Annotated in this window: 16 protein-coding genes; 8 read left to right on the top strand and 8 right to left on the bottom strand. The window is 69.6% G+C overall.

The genetic code is table 11. The features are described from left to right. Positions 1–97 precede the first annotated feature (97 nt). The 6 genes from PCQ86_RS01810 to PCQ86_RS01785 form a co-directional block, all read right to left on the bottom strand. The gene (locus PCQ86_RS01810; protein WP_196994548.1) at positions 98–1261 is read right to left on the bottom strand and encodes a D-alanyl-D-alanine carboxypeptidase family protein; all 1164 of its coding nucleotides are present in this window, start codon (positions 1259–1261) and stop codon (positions 98–100) included. Positions 1262–1340: 79 nt separating this feature from the next. Continuing rightward, complete coding sequence (locus PCQ86_RS01805; RefSeq protein WP_270174739.1) at positions 1341–1988, bottom strand: alpha/beta hydrolase; 648 nt, start codon at positions 1986–1988, stop codon at positions 1341–1343. 83 nt (positions 1989–2071) lie between these two features. Next, positions 2072–2413, bottom strand: a complete 342-nt coding sequence (locus PCQ86_RS01800) for a (2Fe-2S) ferredoxin domain-containing protein (RefSeq protein WP_011803736.1) — start codon at positions 2411–2413, stop codon at positions 2072–2074. A gap of 9 nt (positions 2414–2422) precedes the next feature. Next, positions 2423–3520, bottom strand: coding sequence for a VanZ family protein (locus tag PCQ86_RS01795; RefSeq protein ID WP_011803735.1), 1098 nt, complete (start codon positions 3518–3520; stop codon positions 2423–2425). A 97-nt stretch (positions 3521–3617) separates the two neighbouring features. Then, positions 3618–4046, bottom strand: coding sequence for a CopD family protein (locus tag PCQ86_RS01790; protein WP_011803734.1), 429 nt, complete (start codon positions 4044–4046; stop codon positions 3618–3620). A gap of 209 nt (positions 4047–4255) precedes the next feature. Continuing rightward, positions 4256–5131, bottom strand: a complete 876-nt coding sequence (locus PCQ86_RS01785; protein ID WP_270174738.1) for a lipoate--protein ligase family protein — start codon at positions 5129–5131, stop codon at positions 4256–4258. On the opposite strand from PCQ86_RS01785, the gene hemB reads away from it, so the two are divergent. From hemB to PCQ86_RS01755, 6 genes are all read left to right on the top strand, one after another. Beyond that, positions 5130–6137: a porphobilinogen synthase gene (gene hemB / locus PCQ86_RS01780; protein ID WP_270174737.1), complete on the top strand. Its 1008-nt coding sequence runs from the start codon at positions 5130–5132 to the stop codon at positions 6135–6137. The two genes, PCQ86_RS01785 and hemB, sit on opposite strands and share 2 nt — an antisense overlap. 102 nt (positions 6138–6239) lie before the next feature. Further along, positions 6240–7382 (top strand): magnesium transporter CorA family protein, encoded by a 1143-nt coding sequence (locus PCQ86_RS01775; RefSeq protein ID WP_270175411.1) that lies wholly within the window; start codon positions 6240–6242, stop codon positions 7380–7382. Positions 7383–7486: 104 nt separating this feature from the next. After that, positions 7487–7999, top strand: coding sequence for a MarR family winged helix-turn-helix transcriptional regulator (locus tag PCQ86_RS01770; RefSeq protein ID WP_270174736.1), 513 nt, complete (start codon positions 7487–7489; stop codon positions 7997–7999). Positions 8000–8030: 31 nt separating this feature from the next. After that, complete coding sequence (locus tag PCQ86_RS01765; protein WP_270174735.1) at positions 8031–9488, top strand: efflux transporter outer membrane subunit; 1458 nt, start codon at positions 8031–8033, stop codon at positions 9486–9488. A gap of 33 nt (positions 9489–9521) precedes the next feature. Beyond that, positions 9522–10733 carry an efflux RND transporter periplasmic adaptor subunit gene (locus tag PCQ86_RS01760; protein WP_270174734.1) on the top strand — a complete coding sequence of 404 codons (1212 nt, stop codon included), beginning with the start codon at positions 9522–9524 and terminating at the stop codon, positions 10731–10733. A gap of 111 nt (positions 10734–10844) precedes the next feature. Further along, on the top strand, positions 10845–12404 hold the full coding sequence (locus tag PCQ86_RS01755) for a DHA2 family efflux MFS transporter permease subunit (RefSeq protein ID WP_270174733.1): 1560 nt from the start codon (positions 10845–10847) through the stop codon (positions 12402–12404). Positions 12405–12491: 87 nt separating this feature from the next. On the opposite strand, the gene PCQ86_RS01750 is transcribed toward PCQ86_RS01755, so the two are convergent. After that, positions 12492–13181: a dienelactone hydrolase family protein gene (locus PCQ86_RS01750; protein WP_172205463.1), complete on the bottom strand. Its 690-nt coding sequence runs from the start codon at positions 13179–13181 to the stop codon at positions 12492–12494. A 107-nt stretch (positions 13182–13288) separates the two neighbouring features. Here PCQ86_RS01750 and PCQ86_RS01745 point away from each other — a divergent pair, with 107 nt between their 5' ends. After that, the gene (locus PCQ86_RS01745) at positions 13289–14035 is read left to right on the top strand and encodes an SDR family oxidoreductase (RefSeq protein WP_012655349.1); all 747 of its coding nucleotides are present in this window, start codon (positions 13289–13291) and stop codon (positions 14033–14035) included. Continuing rightward, on the top strand, positions 14035–14673 hold the full coding sequence (locus PCQ86_RS01740; protein WP_011803724.1) for a MarC family protein: 639 nt from the start codon (positions 14035–14037) through the stop codon (positions 14671–14673). The genes PCQ86_RS01745 and PCQ86_RS01740 overlap by 1 nt, the downstream gene beginning before the upstream one ends. A gap of 3 nt (positions 14674–14676) precedes the next feature. Here PCQ86_RS01740 and PCQ86_RS01735 read toward each other — a convergent pair whose 3' ends face one another. Beyond that, on the bottom strand, positions 14677–15609 hold the full coding sequence (locus PCQ86_RS01735; RefSeq protein ID WP_270174732.1) for a GGDEF domain-containing protein: 933 nt from the start codon (positions 15607–15609) through the stop codon (positions 14677–14679). Positions 15610–15678 lie beyond the last annotated feature (69 nt).

Genomic DNA, 15678 nt, shown 5'->3' with positions numbered 1-15678 from the left:
GGAAATTCCGAAAAGCCTTCTAATGTACCAGTTTGGAAGCGGACAGGCAATCCGGGGACGATGAACCCCCGGCTGAGCCGCCTCCAAAGCGTGGCGATTACTTGATCCAGAGGCGAATGGCGTCCCAGGCACGGCCGAAGATGCCGGCCTGTGCCACATCCTCCAGCGCCACCAGGGGCACCTCGGCCACCTGCTGCTCACCCAACTTCACCTTCAGCGCGCCGATGGCCTGGCCCTTGGTGAAGGGTGCGACCAGCGGGTCCTTGCGCACGATCTCGGTCGTGACCTTGCCCGCGCTGCCCGAAGGCACGGTGATCACGATGGCTTCGGGGCGGCCGATCTTGAGGGTGCTCTGCGTGCCCTTCCACACGGCGGGCGTGGCGGCAGCCTGGCCAGCGTCGAACAGCTTGACCGAATCGAACGCCGTGTAGCCCCAGTTCAGCAGCTTCTGGCTCTCGTTGGCGCGGGCGTTCTCGCTCGCGGCCCCCAGCACGATGGACAGCAGGCGGCGCTGCCCCACATTGGGAAACTCGCGCTTGGACGTGGCGACCAGGCAATAGCCCGCGGCGGCGGTATGGCCGGTCTTCAGGCCGTCCACCGATGGATCGCGGAACAGCAGCATGTTGCGGTTGTTGCTGTTGGAGGCTGGCGTGCCCTCGTAGCGGTACTGCTTGGTCGAGTAGTAGTGCATGTACTCGGGGAAGTCCTGCATCAGCCGGGTGGCCAGGGTGGCCAGGTCGCGCGCGGTGGTGGTGTGGCCGGGCTCGGTCAACCCCTCGGGGTTCTTGTAGGCGGTGTTCGTCATGCCCAGCGCCTTGGCCTGCTCGTTCATCAGGCGCACGAAGTTTTCCACCGTACCGCCCACACCTTCGGCCAGGGCCACGGTGGCGTCGTTACCCGACTGCACGATCATGCCCTTGAGCAGGTCGTCCACCGGAACCTGCATCTTGGGATCGATGAACATGCGCGAACCCGGCATCTTCCAGGCGCGCTCGCTCACCGGCAGGCGCTGCTCCAGCGTGATCTTCTTGGCGCGCAGTGCGTCAAAGACCAGATAGCCCGTCATGAGCTTGGTCAGCGAAGCCTGCTCCACCGGCGCGTCGATGTCCTTGGTCGCCAGCACCTGGCCGGCCGTCACGTCCACCAGCATGTAATTGCGGGCGGCGATCTCCGGCGGTTGGGGTACCTGCGCCCAGAGGATGGCGGGGGCCATCAGGGCGGCGCAGGCAAGGGTTCGCAGGGAGGACAAAAGAGACTTCATGGTGGGAACAGGCACTCGGGAGACGGGAGAAGAAACGGGCCGACCGCATGGCCGGCACAAGAGAAATGGTGCCGCGCCGTCAGGGCGCGGATTGCAGGTGGCGCATGACCAGGCCCTTGAGCAGCGGCAATTGTCCGTGAAAGAAATGACCGCCCCCAGGCACAACCGTAACCGGCAGTGTCTGCGGGCGCGCCCAATCCATCACAGCGGACAGGGGCACGGTGTCATCGGCTTCGCCGTGCACGACCAGGGTGCGCAAATGGGCCTCGGCGGGTACGTCGGCCACGTTGAACCGGCTGGCCGCCGTGCCCACGAGCACGGCACGCTCCACCGCACGCTCACCCCACAGGCGCGCCAGCGCGTGGCTGGTGACGAAGGCGCCGAAGGAGAAACCCGCGAGGGCAATCGGCACGGCGCCAGGCCCCTCGGGCGCCACCTGGCGGACGACGGCCAGCAGATCCTCCAGCTCACCGCGCCCTTCGTCATGCACGCCAGCGGTACCGCCGACGCCCCGGAAGTTGAAGCGCACGGCCGTCCAGCCGCAGGCCACGAAGGCGCGCGCCAGGGTCTGCACCACCTTGTTGTCCATGGTGCCGCCGAAGAGCGGGTGGGGATGGGCGATCACCGCCACGCCGCGCGGCGGTACGCCGTCGGCCGCGGCATCGCGCGCGGCTTCGATGGCACCCGCGGCGCCCGTGAGGGTCAGGCGTTCGGTCTGGGCATTCACGTTGCTATCCAATCAAGAGCTGCCCGCGCTGGATGGGAAAGCGCTGGAGCCCAAAACACTACAAAGAGGATAGTGAGCGCAAATCAGCGGCCAAGTTCCGGCGGCGTGAGCAAGCGCTCGACCACCACGCCGTTCTTGAGGTGCGACTCCACGATCTCGTCGATGTCGCTCTCATCCACGTACGTGTACCAAGTCCCTTCGGGATAGACCACGGCGATGGGGCCGCCGGCGCAGCGGTCCAGGCAGCCCGCCTTGTTCACGCGCACCTTGCCGGGGCCCATCAGGCCTTGCTGCTTGACCAGCATCTTGCAGCGGTCAAACGCCTGCTGGGCGCCATGGTGGGCGCAGCAGTTCTCGCCGTTCGTGCGCTCGTTCAGGCAAAAGAAGATGTGGCGCTGGTAGTACTGGGGGGTGGTGTCGCTCATGGCACGATTCTAGGAGTCGCCATCGCGGCGCGACACCCGCAATACCACATAGACGAGTGCCCCATAGGGCCAGAGCCAGCCCAGCCACTGCCCCAGGCCGTAGAAGCGGATGAAGCGCCCCTGCTCCCAGGCCTGAAGCGTCTGTGCGAAGTAGGCGCTGGCGGGCGCCTGGTTGAGCAGGTTCAGGTGCAGCATCAGCGCCAGCAGCAGCAACGCCGCGCAGCCGCGCCGCGGCACGGCCGCCATCGCCAGGGCCGCCCCCAGGGCAACGAGCACGCCCATGCGGGCCGGCAGCGTGAGCCACTCCCAGGCGTGCGTGGGCCCGTAGCTCAACAGCGACGACAGCGCCGTCACGCCCACGCCCACGGCGGCCGTCGCCAGTGCGAAGGCCATGCGGCGCCCCGCATGGCGCATGACGCAGTAGCCCAGCAGGCAGGGGATCAGCAGCCCCAGCGCGACGGCCATGAGCTCGGCGCCCGGCGACAGTGGCTCCAGCGGCGCCTCGCGCACGGGCAGCCACTGCAGAAACGGCGTGTCCTGCAGCGCGTCGATGAGCGCGGCCTCCAGCCGCTCCCACATCTGCCCCAGGCCAAAGGGCAGCGCCGCCGGGAACAGCAGGGCCCAGGGCCACAGCGCCAAAAGCACCAGCGCGCCGCGCGCATGCGGAACGAACCAGCGCTCGCGAAAGCGGCTCCAGCGCGCAATGGCCCCGAAGCGCTCCAGCAGCGCGGCCGCCAACGCTCCCAGCAGCGCACCGGTCGCGTTGAGCGCGAAGTCCATGTTGGACGGCACCCGCCGCGGCAGGAAGATCTGCAGGTATTCCATGCTCAGCGACAGCAGCGCACCCGCCAGTGCCGCCAACGGCACGGCCGCGCGCGGCCAGCCAGAACGCAGGCCCGCCAAGGCCAGCAGGAACCCCAGCGGGGCATAGCCCGCGATGTTCATGTTGACGTCGAACCAGGTCCAGTACGGCGGCGGGATGCGCGCCGAGAAGAACACCCAGGGCGAAATTCCCTGCTCGCGCCACCCGTCGAACGGGAACAGGCTGGCGAAGACGATCAGCGCCGCGTAGATGAGCGCCAGAGGCCAGGCGGACGTCTTGTGCATGCCCTCTCAATCACCTCGTGCCGTGGCCGCTGCCGCCCGCCGCGCGCCGCCCCCATTGCGAGGAAACGAAGCCGGGCAACGCTGCAGCCGCTGCATCTCAGAACGGCTTGACGACCACCAACACCACGGCGACCAGCAGCAGCAGCACCGGCACCTCGTTGAACCAGCGGAACCAGCGGTGGCTGTGCTGGTCCGCGTTGGAAGCCAGCCTGCGCAGCAGTACGGCGCAGGCGTGGTGGTAGCCCACCACCAGCAGCACCACGGCCAGTTTGGCGTGCAGCCAGCCGTTGCCCGGCCCCTTGCCGATGCCGTAGCCCAGCCACAGCCACAGGCCCAGCGCGATGGCGGGGACCGACAGCAGCGTGGTGAAGCGCAGCAGCTTGCGCGCCATGAGCAGCAGGCGCTCCCGCTCGGCCACCGACCCGGGCGCCACCATGGCCAGGTTGACGAAGATGCGCGGCAGGTAGAACAGGCCAGCAAACCAGCTGGCGACGAAGACGATGTGAAAGGCTTTGACCCAGAGCATCGGCGCAGTGTACGTGGCGGTGCCGGCGCTGCATTACCCGGTCGGGACACGGAACCGCCACGAGGCAAAAAAATGCCCGGAAATCCGGGCGGAAAACCCCGCCGCGTCGCAGGCAGCGGGGCCCGCTCAGGGAGGTGAAGCGGGGGGCGGAGGGGCCGCCCAGGGCCAATCTAGCACCCACCGCCAGGGTGCGCAAGATGGAGCGTCGGCTAGGGACGGTTCGGTGCTGGTGCCTGGCGCGCGGGGTCGTCCGCCGCCTCGCCCGCGCCGTCGCCCGCTTCTTCACCCAGCGTCTGTGTCAGCGCCACGCGCAAGGCGCGGGCCATCTGCTGCGCATCCGGCGCACAGGCACTGAGTTCGGCGCACGAAACGGTGCGCGCGCGCAGTGCAGCTTCGTCGCCCTGCTGGTCCAGCGCCTGGCACAGCAACGCCCAGTCCGGGGGCGTGACCAGGGTGCCCGCCACTAGCAGCACGCCAGCGCGCTGGCGCCGCTGGGCCAGGCCGACCAGCTTGCGTCCGGCCGCGTCCACCACTTCCCACGGTGCAAGGCTGCCATAGCAGGCCCAGGGCACCACCGGCCCGCCGCGGGCGTTGGCAGCGGCAACCTGATCGGGCGGCAACGCCCGCGCCGCCACGCCCCACGGGGCCAGTACCTGCGCATGCAGTTGGCCCAGCCCCTGGTAGCTGTCGGGCAGGCGGCCCTGCACCCAGGGGTGCGATGGCGGCAGCACCACCGAACAACTCACCATCCACGGGCCGCACAGCACCGCACCACCGCCCGAGGGGCGTTGCAACAGCTCCATGCCGGGCGCCAGGCGCGCGCGGGCGCTGTCCAGATAGGCACGCTGCGAGCAGCCCAGCACCACCGCGGGCGTTTCGTAGGTCCACACGCGCCAATAGGGCCGCGTCACTGCGGTTTGCATGTACCGCTGGTTCCAGCGGTGCTCCTGTGCTGCGGTGGTGATGGCGCACTCCTGGCGAGATGGCAAGTGGCACAGGCTACCACCAGCGGCCACGGGCAGGCCCGCGCAAGGATGAGCGCAGGGGTGGAGCCCGGCATGGGAGTGAAGGACAATCGACGCCATGCATCTGTCCAGCCCCACCCCCTTTCCCGCCAATCGCCCGCGCCGCCTGCGCCGCGATGCATTCACCCGCAACCTGGTGCGTGAGACCGTGCTCACGCCGCACGACTTCATCTATCCGGTGTTCGTGCACGAAGGCACCCACCTGCGCGTGCCCGTGGCCTCCATGCCCGGCGTGGAACGCCTGAGCCTGGACCTGCTGCTGCCCGTGGCCGAGGAATGCGTGAAGCTTGGCATCCCGGTGCTCGCGCTGTTTCCGTCGATCGATGCGGCGCTCAAGACGCCCGATGGCAAGGAGGCGCTCAACCCCGACGGCCTGATCCCGCGCGTGGTGCGCAAGCTCAAGGCCGAGTTCCCCGACTTGGGCGTGATGACCGACGTGGCGCTGGACCCCTACACCAGCCACGGCCAGGACGGCCTGCTGGACGACACCGGCTACATCCTGAACGACGAGACCGTGGAACTGCTGGTAGGCCAGGCCCTGACCCATGCCCAGGCCGGCGTGGACATGGTCGCGCCCAGCGACATGATGGACGGGCGCATCGGCGCCATCCGCGAGGCGCTGGAGGCCCACGGCCAGATCTACACCCGCATCATGGCCTACAGCGCCAAGTACGCCAGCGCCTTCTACGGCCCGTTCCGCGACGCGGTCGGCTCGGCCGCCAACCTGGGGCGCAGCAACAAGAACGTCTACCAGATGGACCCGGCCAACACCGACGAGGCCCTGCGCGAGGTGGCGCTGGACCTGGCCGAGGGCGCCGACATGGTCATGGTCAAGCCCGGCATGCCCTACCTGGACGTGGTGCGCCGCGTGAAGGACGAGTTCAAGGTGCCCACCTTCGCCTACCAGGTCAGCGGCGAGTACGCCATGCTCAAGGCCGCCGCCGCCAACGGCTGGCTGGACCATGACAAGGTAATGATGGAGTCGCTGCTGGCCTTCAAGCGCGCGGGTGCCGACGGCGTGCTGACCTACTTCGCGCTGGACGCCGCGCGTTTGCTCGCAAAATAATAGCTGCTTGCGCTTGCCCCATAAGCGCTGGAGGCCGATTTGACCCTAACCCCGCAGGCGATCCGCATCTTCCACCTGCAGCCCGGCGCCCAAGCGCGGGAAATGCCCGAGCTGCCCACCCAGCCGCCCGCGCGGGGCTTTTACTGGATCGCCTGCACACGTGCGGCGTTCAGCACCGAACTGCCGCGCCTGCAGGGCGTGCTGCAGGCGCTCACGGGCCAGCAGCTGGTGGACTTGCACGTGTCCGACCTGCTCAACGCCCAGCTACCCTCGCATTACGACTACACCTCGCAGTACGACATGCTGGTGGTGCGCCGCCTGAGCGCATCGCTCGCCCCCGCGGCCGCCCCGCTCATGCCGGCGGCGGCGCGCGGCGGCCCGCCCGTACTGCGGCGCATCGACACCAGCCCCGTGGGCTTCGCGGTGTTCGACCAGGTGCTGCTGTCGGTGCACCCGGCCGACTGCTCCGTGCGCGATGCCTACGCGGCGCGCCTGATCACCCCACCGGCTCCGACGACGACGCCCCCGCCCGAGGCGCCCAACGGCAACGCGCTGCCCACCACGCCCGCCGAAGCCGTGGTGCGCGAACTGCGCACCGGCCCTGTGGCCGGCACGCGCCTGCCCGCCAGCCCGGCCGACCTCATGCTGCGCATGGTCAACCAGATCGTGGACAACTACCTGGACCTGCGCCGCGAGCTGTCGCGCCAGCTCGACCACTGGCAGGCCGAGCTGCTGCAGCCGCGCACGCGCTTCAACAACTGGCGCGCCCTGATGGACGCGCGCCTGACCCTGCACCAGCTCGACGAGATCTGCGAAGACCAGCGTGCCGCCGTGCAGGCCTGGTGCGCGGTGCTGGAGACCTGGGCCCCCTCGTCGGACACGCCGGCGGCCCTGCGCGAGCTGGACCTGCTCAAGGTGCGCAGCCGCGACGTGCTGGAGCACATCGAGCGCGTGGTGCACCACGTGCGCCGGCTGGAGCAAAGCACCGAGGCCACGGTGCAGATGCACTTCTCGGCGCAGAGCAACCGCACCAACGACATCATGCGCACGCTCACGGCGCTCACCGCCGTGTTCCTGCCGCTGAACCTGATCGCCGGCATCTTCGGCATGAACTTCGAGTTCATCCCCCTGGTGCACAAGCAGGACGGCTTCTGGTGGGCCATGGGCAGCATGACCGCCACGGCCGTCGGCCTCACGCTGTTCTTCTGGCGCAAGCGCTACCTGGCGCGCACCGGCCAGGGCTGACCCCTTCCCCGCACGCGCGGCTGCACGGCCACGCCGCCCCGGTTACCAGCAGGGTTTTGTTTTCTTGCTTTGACAATGATTGACCAGTCAACTATTGTCGCGGCATGAATTCACCTTCCATTCCGCCCCCCCTGTCGGCGGATGTCGCCTGCCCGCTGTCCGACCCGGAGTTGCCGGTGCCGTTCGAGATCGAGCGCAGCATCGGCTTTCAGATGCGGCGCATCACCACCCTGCTGGGGTATGAGGTGGAGCGCCGCATGGAGCCCCTGGGCCTGACCGACGCGCAGTGGAAACCCCTGCTGCGCCTGCTGCTGGACCCGCCCGGCACCGCCGCGGCCCTGGCGCGCATGTGCCACCTGGACGCGGGCGGCCTCACGCGCCTGCTGGACCGGCTGGAGGCCAAGGGCCTGTGCCAGCGCGAGCGATCGCAGGAAGACCGCCGCGTGGTGCATGTCGCGCTCACGCCAGAGGGCCGGGCTGTGGCCGAGCAGCTGCCCGCCATCCTGACCCAGGTCCAGAAAGAGCTCATCGCCGGCTTTGACGCAGCGGAGGAGGCGCAGCTGCGCGACTTCCTTGCCCGCATCTACGCCAACACCTGCGCCATGACCGGGCCCTGATTCTTCGCTTCCCCTCCGAGAGAAACACAACATGAAAAACCACCTCTCCTCTCCCCCTGCCCCCGGCGCCGCGCCGCCAGGCTCCGCACTGCTCTATGCCGCCACGCTGGCCGTGGCGCTCCTGGCGCTGCCCGCGCTCACCGGCTGCGCCGACATGGGCGGTATCACCCCGCGGGCGCAGGCGCGCGATGCGGCCACGCTGGTCGATGCGGGCGGGCCGCAGGTTGCCGTCGCACCCGACTGGTGGCGTGCGTTTGGCGACGCCCAGCTCGATGCGCTGGTGGAGCAGGCCCTGGCTGGCAACCCGGAACTGCGCCAGGCGCAGGCACGCATCGCCCGCGCCGAGGCCTACACCCAGACGGCGCGCGCCGCACTGAGCCCGCAGGTCAACGCGAGCGCCGACCTCTCGCGCCAGCGCTACAGCGACAACGGCCCCTACCCGCCCGGCCAGGCCGGCAGCACCCTCACGATGGACACGGCGCGCCTGTCGGGCAGCTGGGAAATCGACTTCTTCGGCAAGCACCGCGCGGCGCTGGAAGCGGCCCTGGGCGCGGCCCGCGCCGCCCGCGCCGATGCCGAGGCCGCACGCCTGCTGCTGGCGGCCAACGTCGTGCACACCTACCTGCAGCTCGCCCAGGTGCAGGAGCAGCTGCGCGTGGCCGAACGCACCCTAGCCCAGCGCGAGGAAATGCTGCGCCTGGTGCAGCGCCGCGTGGCCGCGGGCCTGGACACGCAACTGGAGCTGCGCCAAAGCGAGGGCGCGCTGCCCGAGGCGCGCCAGCAGATCGAGGCGCTGCGCGAGCAGGACGCGCTTACCCGCCATGCGCTGGGCGCATTGGTGGGTGATCCAAAATCGACTCTAACGCTTATCCCACAAGCACTAGCAGCTATCCAATCGGTAGCAGTCCCCGCCACGCTGCCCGCCGACCTGCTAGGCCGCCGCCCCGACGTGGCCGCCGCGCGCTGGCGTGTGGAGGCCGCCACGCAAGACGTGGCCGTGGCGCGGGCGCAGTTCTATCCGAACGTGAGCCTCACGGCCTTCGTGGGCCTGGCCAGCATGGGCCTGGACCGGCTGGTGGAAGGCAGCAGCCGCGAATGGGGCGTGGGCCCGGCCCTGCGCCTGCCGATCTTCGACGCGGGGCGCCTGCGCGCCAACCTCGCGGGCAAGTCGGCCGACCTCGATGCCGCCGTGGAAAGCTACAACGCCACGCTGCTGCAGGCCGTGCGCGACGCGGCCGACCAGCTGGCTTCCAGTGCCTCCATCGAGCGCCAGATTGCCGAGCAGCAGCAGGCCGCCGCAGCAGCCGAATCCGCCTACGCCATCGCCCGCAAGCGCTACGAGGCAGGGCTCGCCACCTACCTGCAGGTGCTCTCGGCCGAATCGCAGGTGCTGGCCCAGCGCCGCCTGGCCGTGGACCTCACCGCACGACGGCTCGACACGCAGGCTGCCGTGATGCGCGCCCTGGGCGGCGGCTACACCGCTGGCTAAACCCTTCTTCCCCTGACAAGACCCGTTTCCACCATGAACGCACCGCAAACTCCCGCTGCCGCCGCGGCCAGCAAAACCGCCCGCCGCAAGGCCTTGTTCACGCTCGCCAGCGTGGTCGTGCTCGCCGGCGCGGCCTGGGGCGTGTACGACTGGCTCGTCGCCAGCCACTACGAATCCACCGACAACGCCTACGTCCAGGGCAACGTCATCCAGATCACGCCGCAGACCAGCGGCACGGTGACGGCCATCCTGGCCGACGACACCGACCTGGTGCGCGCCGGCATGCCGCTGGTGCGCCTGGACCCGGCCGACGCGCGCGTGGCCCTGCAGCAGGCCGAGGCCGCGCTGGCCCAGACCGTGCGCCAGACGCGCCAGCTCTACGCCAACAACGCCACGCTGACCGCCCAGGTGCGCCTGCGCGAGGCCGAGGTGGCTCGCGCCCAGGCCGAGGTGGCCCGCGCCCAGGCCGACCTTCAGCGCCGCCAGGCGCTCACGGGCGATGGCGCCGTCTCCAAGGAAGAGCTGCAGCACGCGCGCAGCCAGCTCGACACCGCGCGCACCCAACTGGCCGCCGCGCAGGCCGGCGTAGCGGCCGCGCGCGAGCAGCTCGCGGCCAACCAGTCGCTGACGCAGGGCGTGCCCGTGGAGCAGCATCCCAGCGTGCTGGCCGCCGCGGCCAAGGTGCGCGAGGCCTACTTGGCCGACCGGCGCACCGCGCTGCCCGCGCCGGTGGACGGCTATGTGGCCAAGCGCAACGTGCAGCTGGGCCAGCGCGTGGCCGCGGGCACCGCGCTCATGTCCATCGTGCCGCTGCGCGAGGTCTGGGTGGACGCGAACTTCAAGGAAAACCAGCTGCGCCACCTGCGCCTGGGCCAGCCGGCCAAGCTCACGGCCGATCTCTACGGCAAGAAGGTCGAGTACACGGGCACCGTCGCAGGCCTGGGCGTGGGCACGGGCGCGGCCTTTGCGCTGCTGCCCGCGCAGAACGCCACGGGCAACTGGATCAAGGTGGTGCAGCGCGTGCCGGTGCGCATCGCGCTCGACGCCGCGCAGCTGGCCGAGCATCCGCTGCGCGTGGGCCTGTCCATGGACGTGACGGTGGACACGAGCGAGCGCAGCGGCCCTGCACTGGCCGAGGCGCCACGCAAGGAGGCGGTGGCGCAGACCACCGTGTACGCCTCGCTCGACGAGGGCGCGGACGCTGACGTGGCCCGCATCATCCGCGCGAACCTGGGCGCGCATTGATGCCGCCAAGGCCCGGTGCGCGCGGCGCCGCCCGCCTCCCGGCTCCGCCGCGCGGGCCGCAGCCGACCGCGCCCCGGGCCACGCCGAATTGATCGAAAGGTTCAAGCACCCATGACAGTTTCCGCTCCCCTGCCCCCACCGCCGCTCACGGGCAGCGCGCGCACCTGGGGCACGCTGGCCTTGTCGGCCGCCACATTCATGAACGTGCTGGACACGTCCATCGCCAACGTATCCCTGCCGGCCATTGCCGGCGACCTGGGCGTGAGCTCCACGCAGGGCACCTGGGTCATCACCAGCTTCGCGGTGGCCAACGCCATCGCCGTGCCGCTCACGGGCTGGCTCTCGCAGCGCTTCGGCCAGGTGCGCCTGTTCGTCGCCAGCGTCACGCTGTTCGTCATCGCCTCGCTGCTGTGCGGGCTGGCGCCCAACATGGCACTGCTCATCGCCGCACGCGCGCTGCAGGGCTTTGTCGCCGGGCCGATGATTCCGCTGTCGCAGTCGCTGCTGCTGTCGAGCTATCCGCGCGCGCTCGCGGGCGTGGCGATGGCCATGTGGTCCATGACCACGCTGATCGCGCCGGTAACCGGGCCGCTGCTGGGCGGTTGGATCACCGACAACATGACCTGGCCGTGGATCTTCTACATCAACGTGCCCGTGGGCATTGCCGCCGTGGTGGTCACCTGGGGCATCTTCCACCAGCGCGAGACCGAGCGGCGCGCGCTGCCCATCGATTCCATCGGCCTCGCGCTGCTCGTAATCTGGGTGGGTGCCATGCAGGTCATGCTGGACATCGGCAAGGAGCACGACTGGTTCGAGTCGCCCTGGGTGGTGGCCTGCGGCCTGGTCGCGCTCGTGGGCCTGGTGGCCTTCGTGGTCTGGGAGCGCGGCGAGGACCACCCCGTGGTGGACCTGGCGCTGTTTCGCATCCGCAATTTCTGGGCCGGTGCGCTGGCCACCTCCGTGGGCTACGGGCTGTTCTTCGGCAACGTGGTGCTGCTGCCTCTGTGGCTGCAGCAGTACATGGGCTACACCGCCACGCAGGCCGGCGAGGTGATGGCGCCCGTGGGGCTGCTGGCCATGGTGCTGTCGCCCCTGGTGGGCAAGAACATCGCCAAGGTGGACCTGCGCCGCTTTGCCACGCTGGCCTTCCTGGTGTTTGCGCTGGTGCTGTGGATGCGCTCCAATTTCAACACCCAGGCAGACCTCGCCACCATCATGGTGCCCACCATCATCCAGGGCGTGGCGATGGCGTTCTTCTTCATCCCGCTGGTCACGATCACGCTGTCGGGCATTGCGCCCGACCGCATCCCGGCGGCCTCGGGGCTGTCGAACTTCATGCGCATCACGGCCGGCGCGGTGGGTACGTCCGTCACCACCACGCTGTGGGAGCGGCGCGCCAGCCTGCACCATGCCCAGCTGACCGAAGGCCTGCACCAGGGCCACCTGCCGTTCACGCAGGCGCTGCAGGGCCTGCAGGCCGGGGGTCTCACGCCCGAGCAGGCACTGGCCCAGGTGGAGCGGTTGGTGAACCAGCAGGCCTTCATGCTCGCGGCCAACGACATCTTCTATGCCTCGGCCCTGCTGTTCCTGCTGCTGATCCCACTGGTGTGGCTGGCCCACCCCACGCGCGCTGCCAGCGGCAGCGCCGACGCCGCGGCCGGTGCGCATTGAGCGGCGATGTCGATGCGAAAACGCTATCAATAATCTAGCTGCTAGCGCTTACCAGGTGGGCGCTAGCAGTGATTTTCTCTATAAATCTCAGCCGACGTGCCGTGCCAGGAAGGCGAGCGTGCGGTCGCGCGCGGTCATGGCGGCGGCCTCGTCGTAGCTGGCGCGCTGGTCACAGTTGAAGCCGTGGTCCGCCGCGTACACATGCACCTGCGCCTCGGGGTGCGCGCAGGCAAAGGCCTGCACGCTGTCCAGCGGGATCCACTGGTCGCGCTCGCCAAAGTGCGCCAGCACCGGCACGCGCGGCTGGCGCGCCACCTCGGCGGGCGTGGTCATGCCGCCGCCGTAGTAGGGCACGGCCGCGGACAGCCCCTGCAGCATGCAGGCCGCGCGCCAGGTGAGCAGCCCGCCCCAGCAAAAGCCCACCACGCCGACCTTGCAGTCGCTGTGCCGCGCGGCATAGTCGATGGCGGCCTGGATGTCGGGCATCACGCCCGGCGCGGGCAACCCCTCCACGGCGGCCTTGAGTGCCCGGCCGGCCTTCATGTCGGCATCGCTGTAGCCCAGGTCCACGCCCTTTTGCACCCGCGCGAAGGTGGACGGCGCCACCGCCAGGTAGCCGCGCATGGCCAGCCGGTCGGTCACGGCGCGGATGTGGGCGTTGACGCCGAAGATCTCCTGCAGCACCACCACCGCGCCGCGCGGCGCGCCGTCGGTGCGCGCCACCCAGGCGGGGGCCGTGAATCCGTCGCTGGCGGTAAGGTCCACCCACTGTCCCATGTCGTGTCTCCTGAGGCGTTGAGCGAAGGGAATGCAGGCGCGTGGACGATACGCGTCAGCGCCGCAAACCTGTTCCAATGCGCCATTCTTGCAGGAGTCACCCGTACATGGACAAGATTGTTCTGATCACCGGCGGCAGCCGGGGCATCGGCGCTGCCGCCGCCTTATTGGCCGCGCAGCGCGGCTGGGCCGTGGCCATCAACTACCTGCGCCACGCCGAAGCCGCGAACGGCGTGGTGCGCCAGATCGAGGCCGCGGGCGGGCGCGCCATCGCGGTGCAGGCCGATGTGGCGGTGGAGGCCGACGTAGTGACTTTGTTCGAGACCGTGGACCACCGCCTGGGGCGCCTCACGGCACTGGTGAACAACGCGGGCGTGGTGGACCGCCCTGCCCGCGTGGACGAGATGCACGGCGAGCGCCTGAGGCGCATGTTCAGCATCAACGTGCTGGGCGCCTTCTACTGCGTGCGCGAGGCGGTGCTGCGCATGAGCACGCGCCATGGCGGCGCCGGTGGCAGCATCGTCAACGTGTCCAGCATCGCGGCCCGGCTGGGTGCGCCCCATCAGTACGTGGACTATGCGGCGTCCAAGGGCGCGCTGGACACGCTCACCATAGGCCTGGCGCACGAGGTGGGCGGCGAGGGCATCCGCGTGAATGCCGTGCGCCCCGGCCTGATCGACACCGATATCCACGCCAGCGGCGGCCTGCCCCACCGCGTGCGCGACCTGGCAGGCCAGGTGCCCATGGGGCGCGGCGGCACGCCCGAGGAAGTGGCCGAGGCCATCGTGTGGCTGATGTCGGACGCGGCCAGCTACACCTCGGCCACGCTCATGGACATTGCCGGGGGCCGCTGATGGACTTGAAGCCGCTCATCACGCTGCTGGCCATCGTGAATCCATTGGCCATCGTGCCGTTCTTCATCCACTACACCAGCGGTTTCAACGCCGCGCAGCGCCGGCGCACCGTCCAGGTGGCGGCGTTCAGCGCGTTTTGCGTGATCGCGGCCTGCGCGCTCGTCGGCCTGCAGATCCTGGACTTCTTCAACATCTCGCTGCAGAGCTTCCAGGTGGGCGGGGGCATGCTGCTGCTGATCAGCGCCATGAACATGCTCAATGCGCAGCCGGCCGAGGCCAAGCCGCACACCCACGAGCTGGAGCAGGGCGCCGAGAAGGCGGCTGCGGGCAGCAGCATCGCCGTGGTGCCGCTGACCATCCCGCTGCTCACGGGGCCGGCGGCCATGTCCACCGTGGTGATCTACGCCGACCGCGCGCAGAGCATCTGGCAGCACCTGGCGCTGGTGGGCTACGGCGTGGTGGTGGGCGCGGCGACGGCGCTGTGCTTTGCACTGGCCGAGCCCATCGAGCGCGTGCTCGGCAAGACGGGCATCAACGTGATGACGCGGCTCATGGGACTGATCCTCGCGGCGCTGGCCGTGGAGGTGATGGCCGACGGGCTGAGCAAGCTGTTTCCGGTGCTGGCCGCGCGTTCATAGCGGTCAGGCCGTGGCCTCGATGCGGTTGCGCCCCGCATGCTTGGCACGGTAAAGGCAGCGGTCCACCGTTTCCAGGAACCGCTTGGAGTCATCCTGCGTGCCGGGCAGGGCCGTGCCCATGCCCACGCTCACCGTGAGCTGCTGGCCCAGGGGCGAAGCCGCATGAACGATACCGGCGTGGGCCACCTCCTGCATGCAGCGCTGCGCCACCGCGCGCGCGGAAGATGCATCCGCGCCGGGCAGCAGCAGCACGAACTCCTCGCCGCCGTAGCGCGCCAGGCAGTCGCGCGGGCGGTGGGCGGCCTGCTGCAGCGCGCGGGCCACGCGCCGCAGGCACTCGTCGCCCTCCACGTGGCCGTACTGGTCGTTGTAGCTCTTGAAGAAATCCACATCGAACATCAGCAGCGACAGCGGCTCTCCGGTGCGCTGCGCCTCCTGCCATTCGCGCTCGTACACCGCGTCGAACTTGCGGCGGTTGTTCACGCCCGTGAGCCCGTCGCGGAATGACAGTTCCTGCAGCTCCTGCTGCAGTTGCAGCAGCTGGTGTTCGTTCTGCTTGCGCTCGGTGATGTCGAACATGAAGCCCACGAGCGACACCACATTGCCCTGCAAGTCGCGCACCACATGCACCACGTCGCGGATCCACACGTAATCCCCGCCTGTGGTGAGCGCGCGGTAGTCCGCCTCGTGGTCCACGCCCGACTGGGATTGCGAAATGCAGAAGTTGACCACCCGGTCCCGGTCGTCGGGGTGCATGCGGTCGGCCCAATCCTGCACGGTGCTCCAGCTGGTGGGCGCCCAGCCCAGCAGGTCCTCGATCTGCGGCCCGATGTAGGCAAAGGTCGCCGTGGCCCAGTCGATCTTCCACGGAATGGCGCGCGTGGATTCGAGCAGGGTGCGATAGAGCGCGCTTTCGGGTGGTTCATGCGGCGTCATGGGGGCTCCGGCTGGCCGTGAAAACGCAGCAAGCTTAGCAGGGCGACGCGACAGCAACCGTGGCGGGCG

This window comes from Diaphorobacter sp. ED-3 (genome assembly GCF_027625375.1).
Lineage (GTDB): Bacteria > Pseudomonadota > Gammaproteobacteria > Burkholderiales > Burkholderiaceae_C > Diaphorobacter > Diaphorobacter nitroreducens.
The sequence above is the reverse complement of the archived record's forward strand: the minus strand, read 5'-3'. Positions and strand labels throughout refer to the sequence as shown.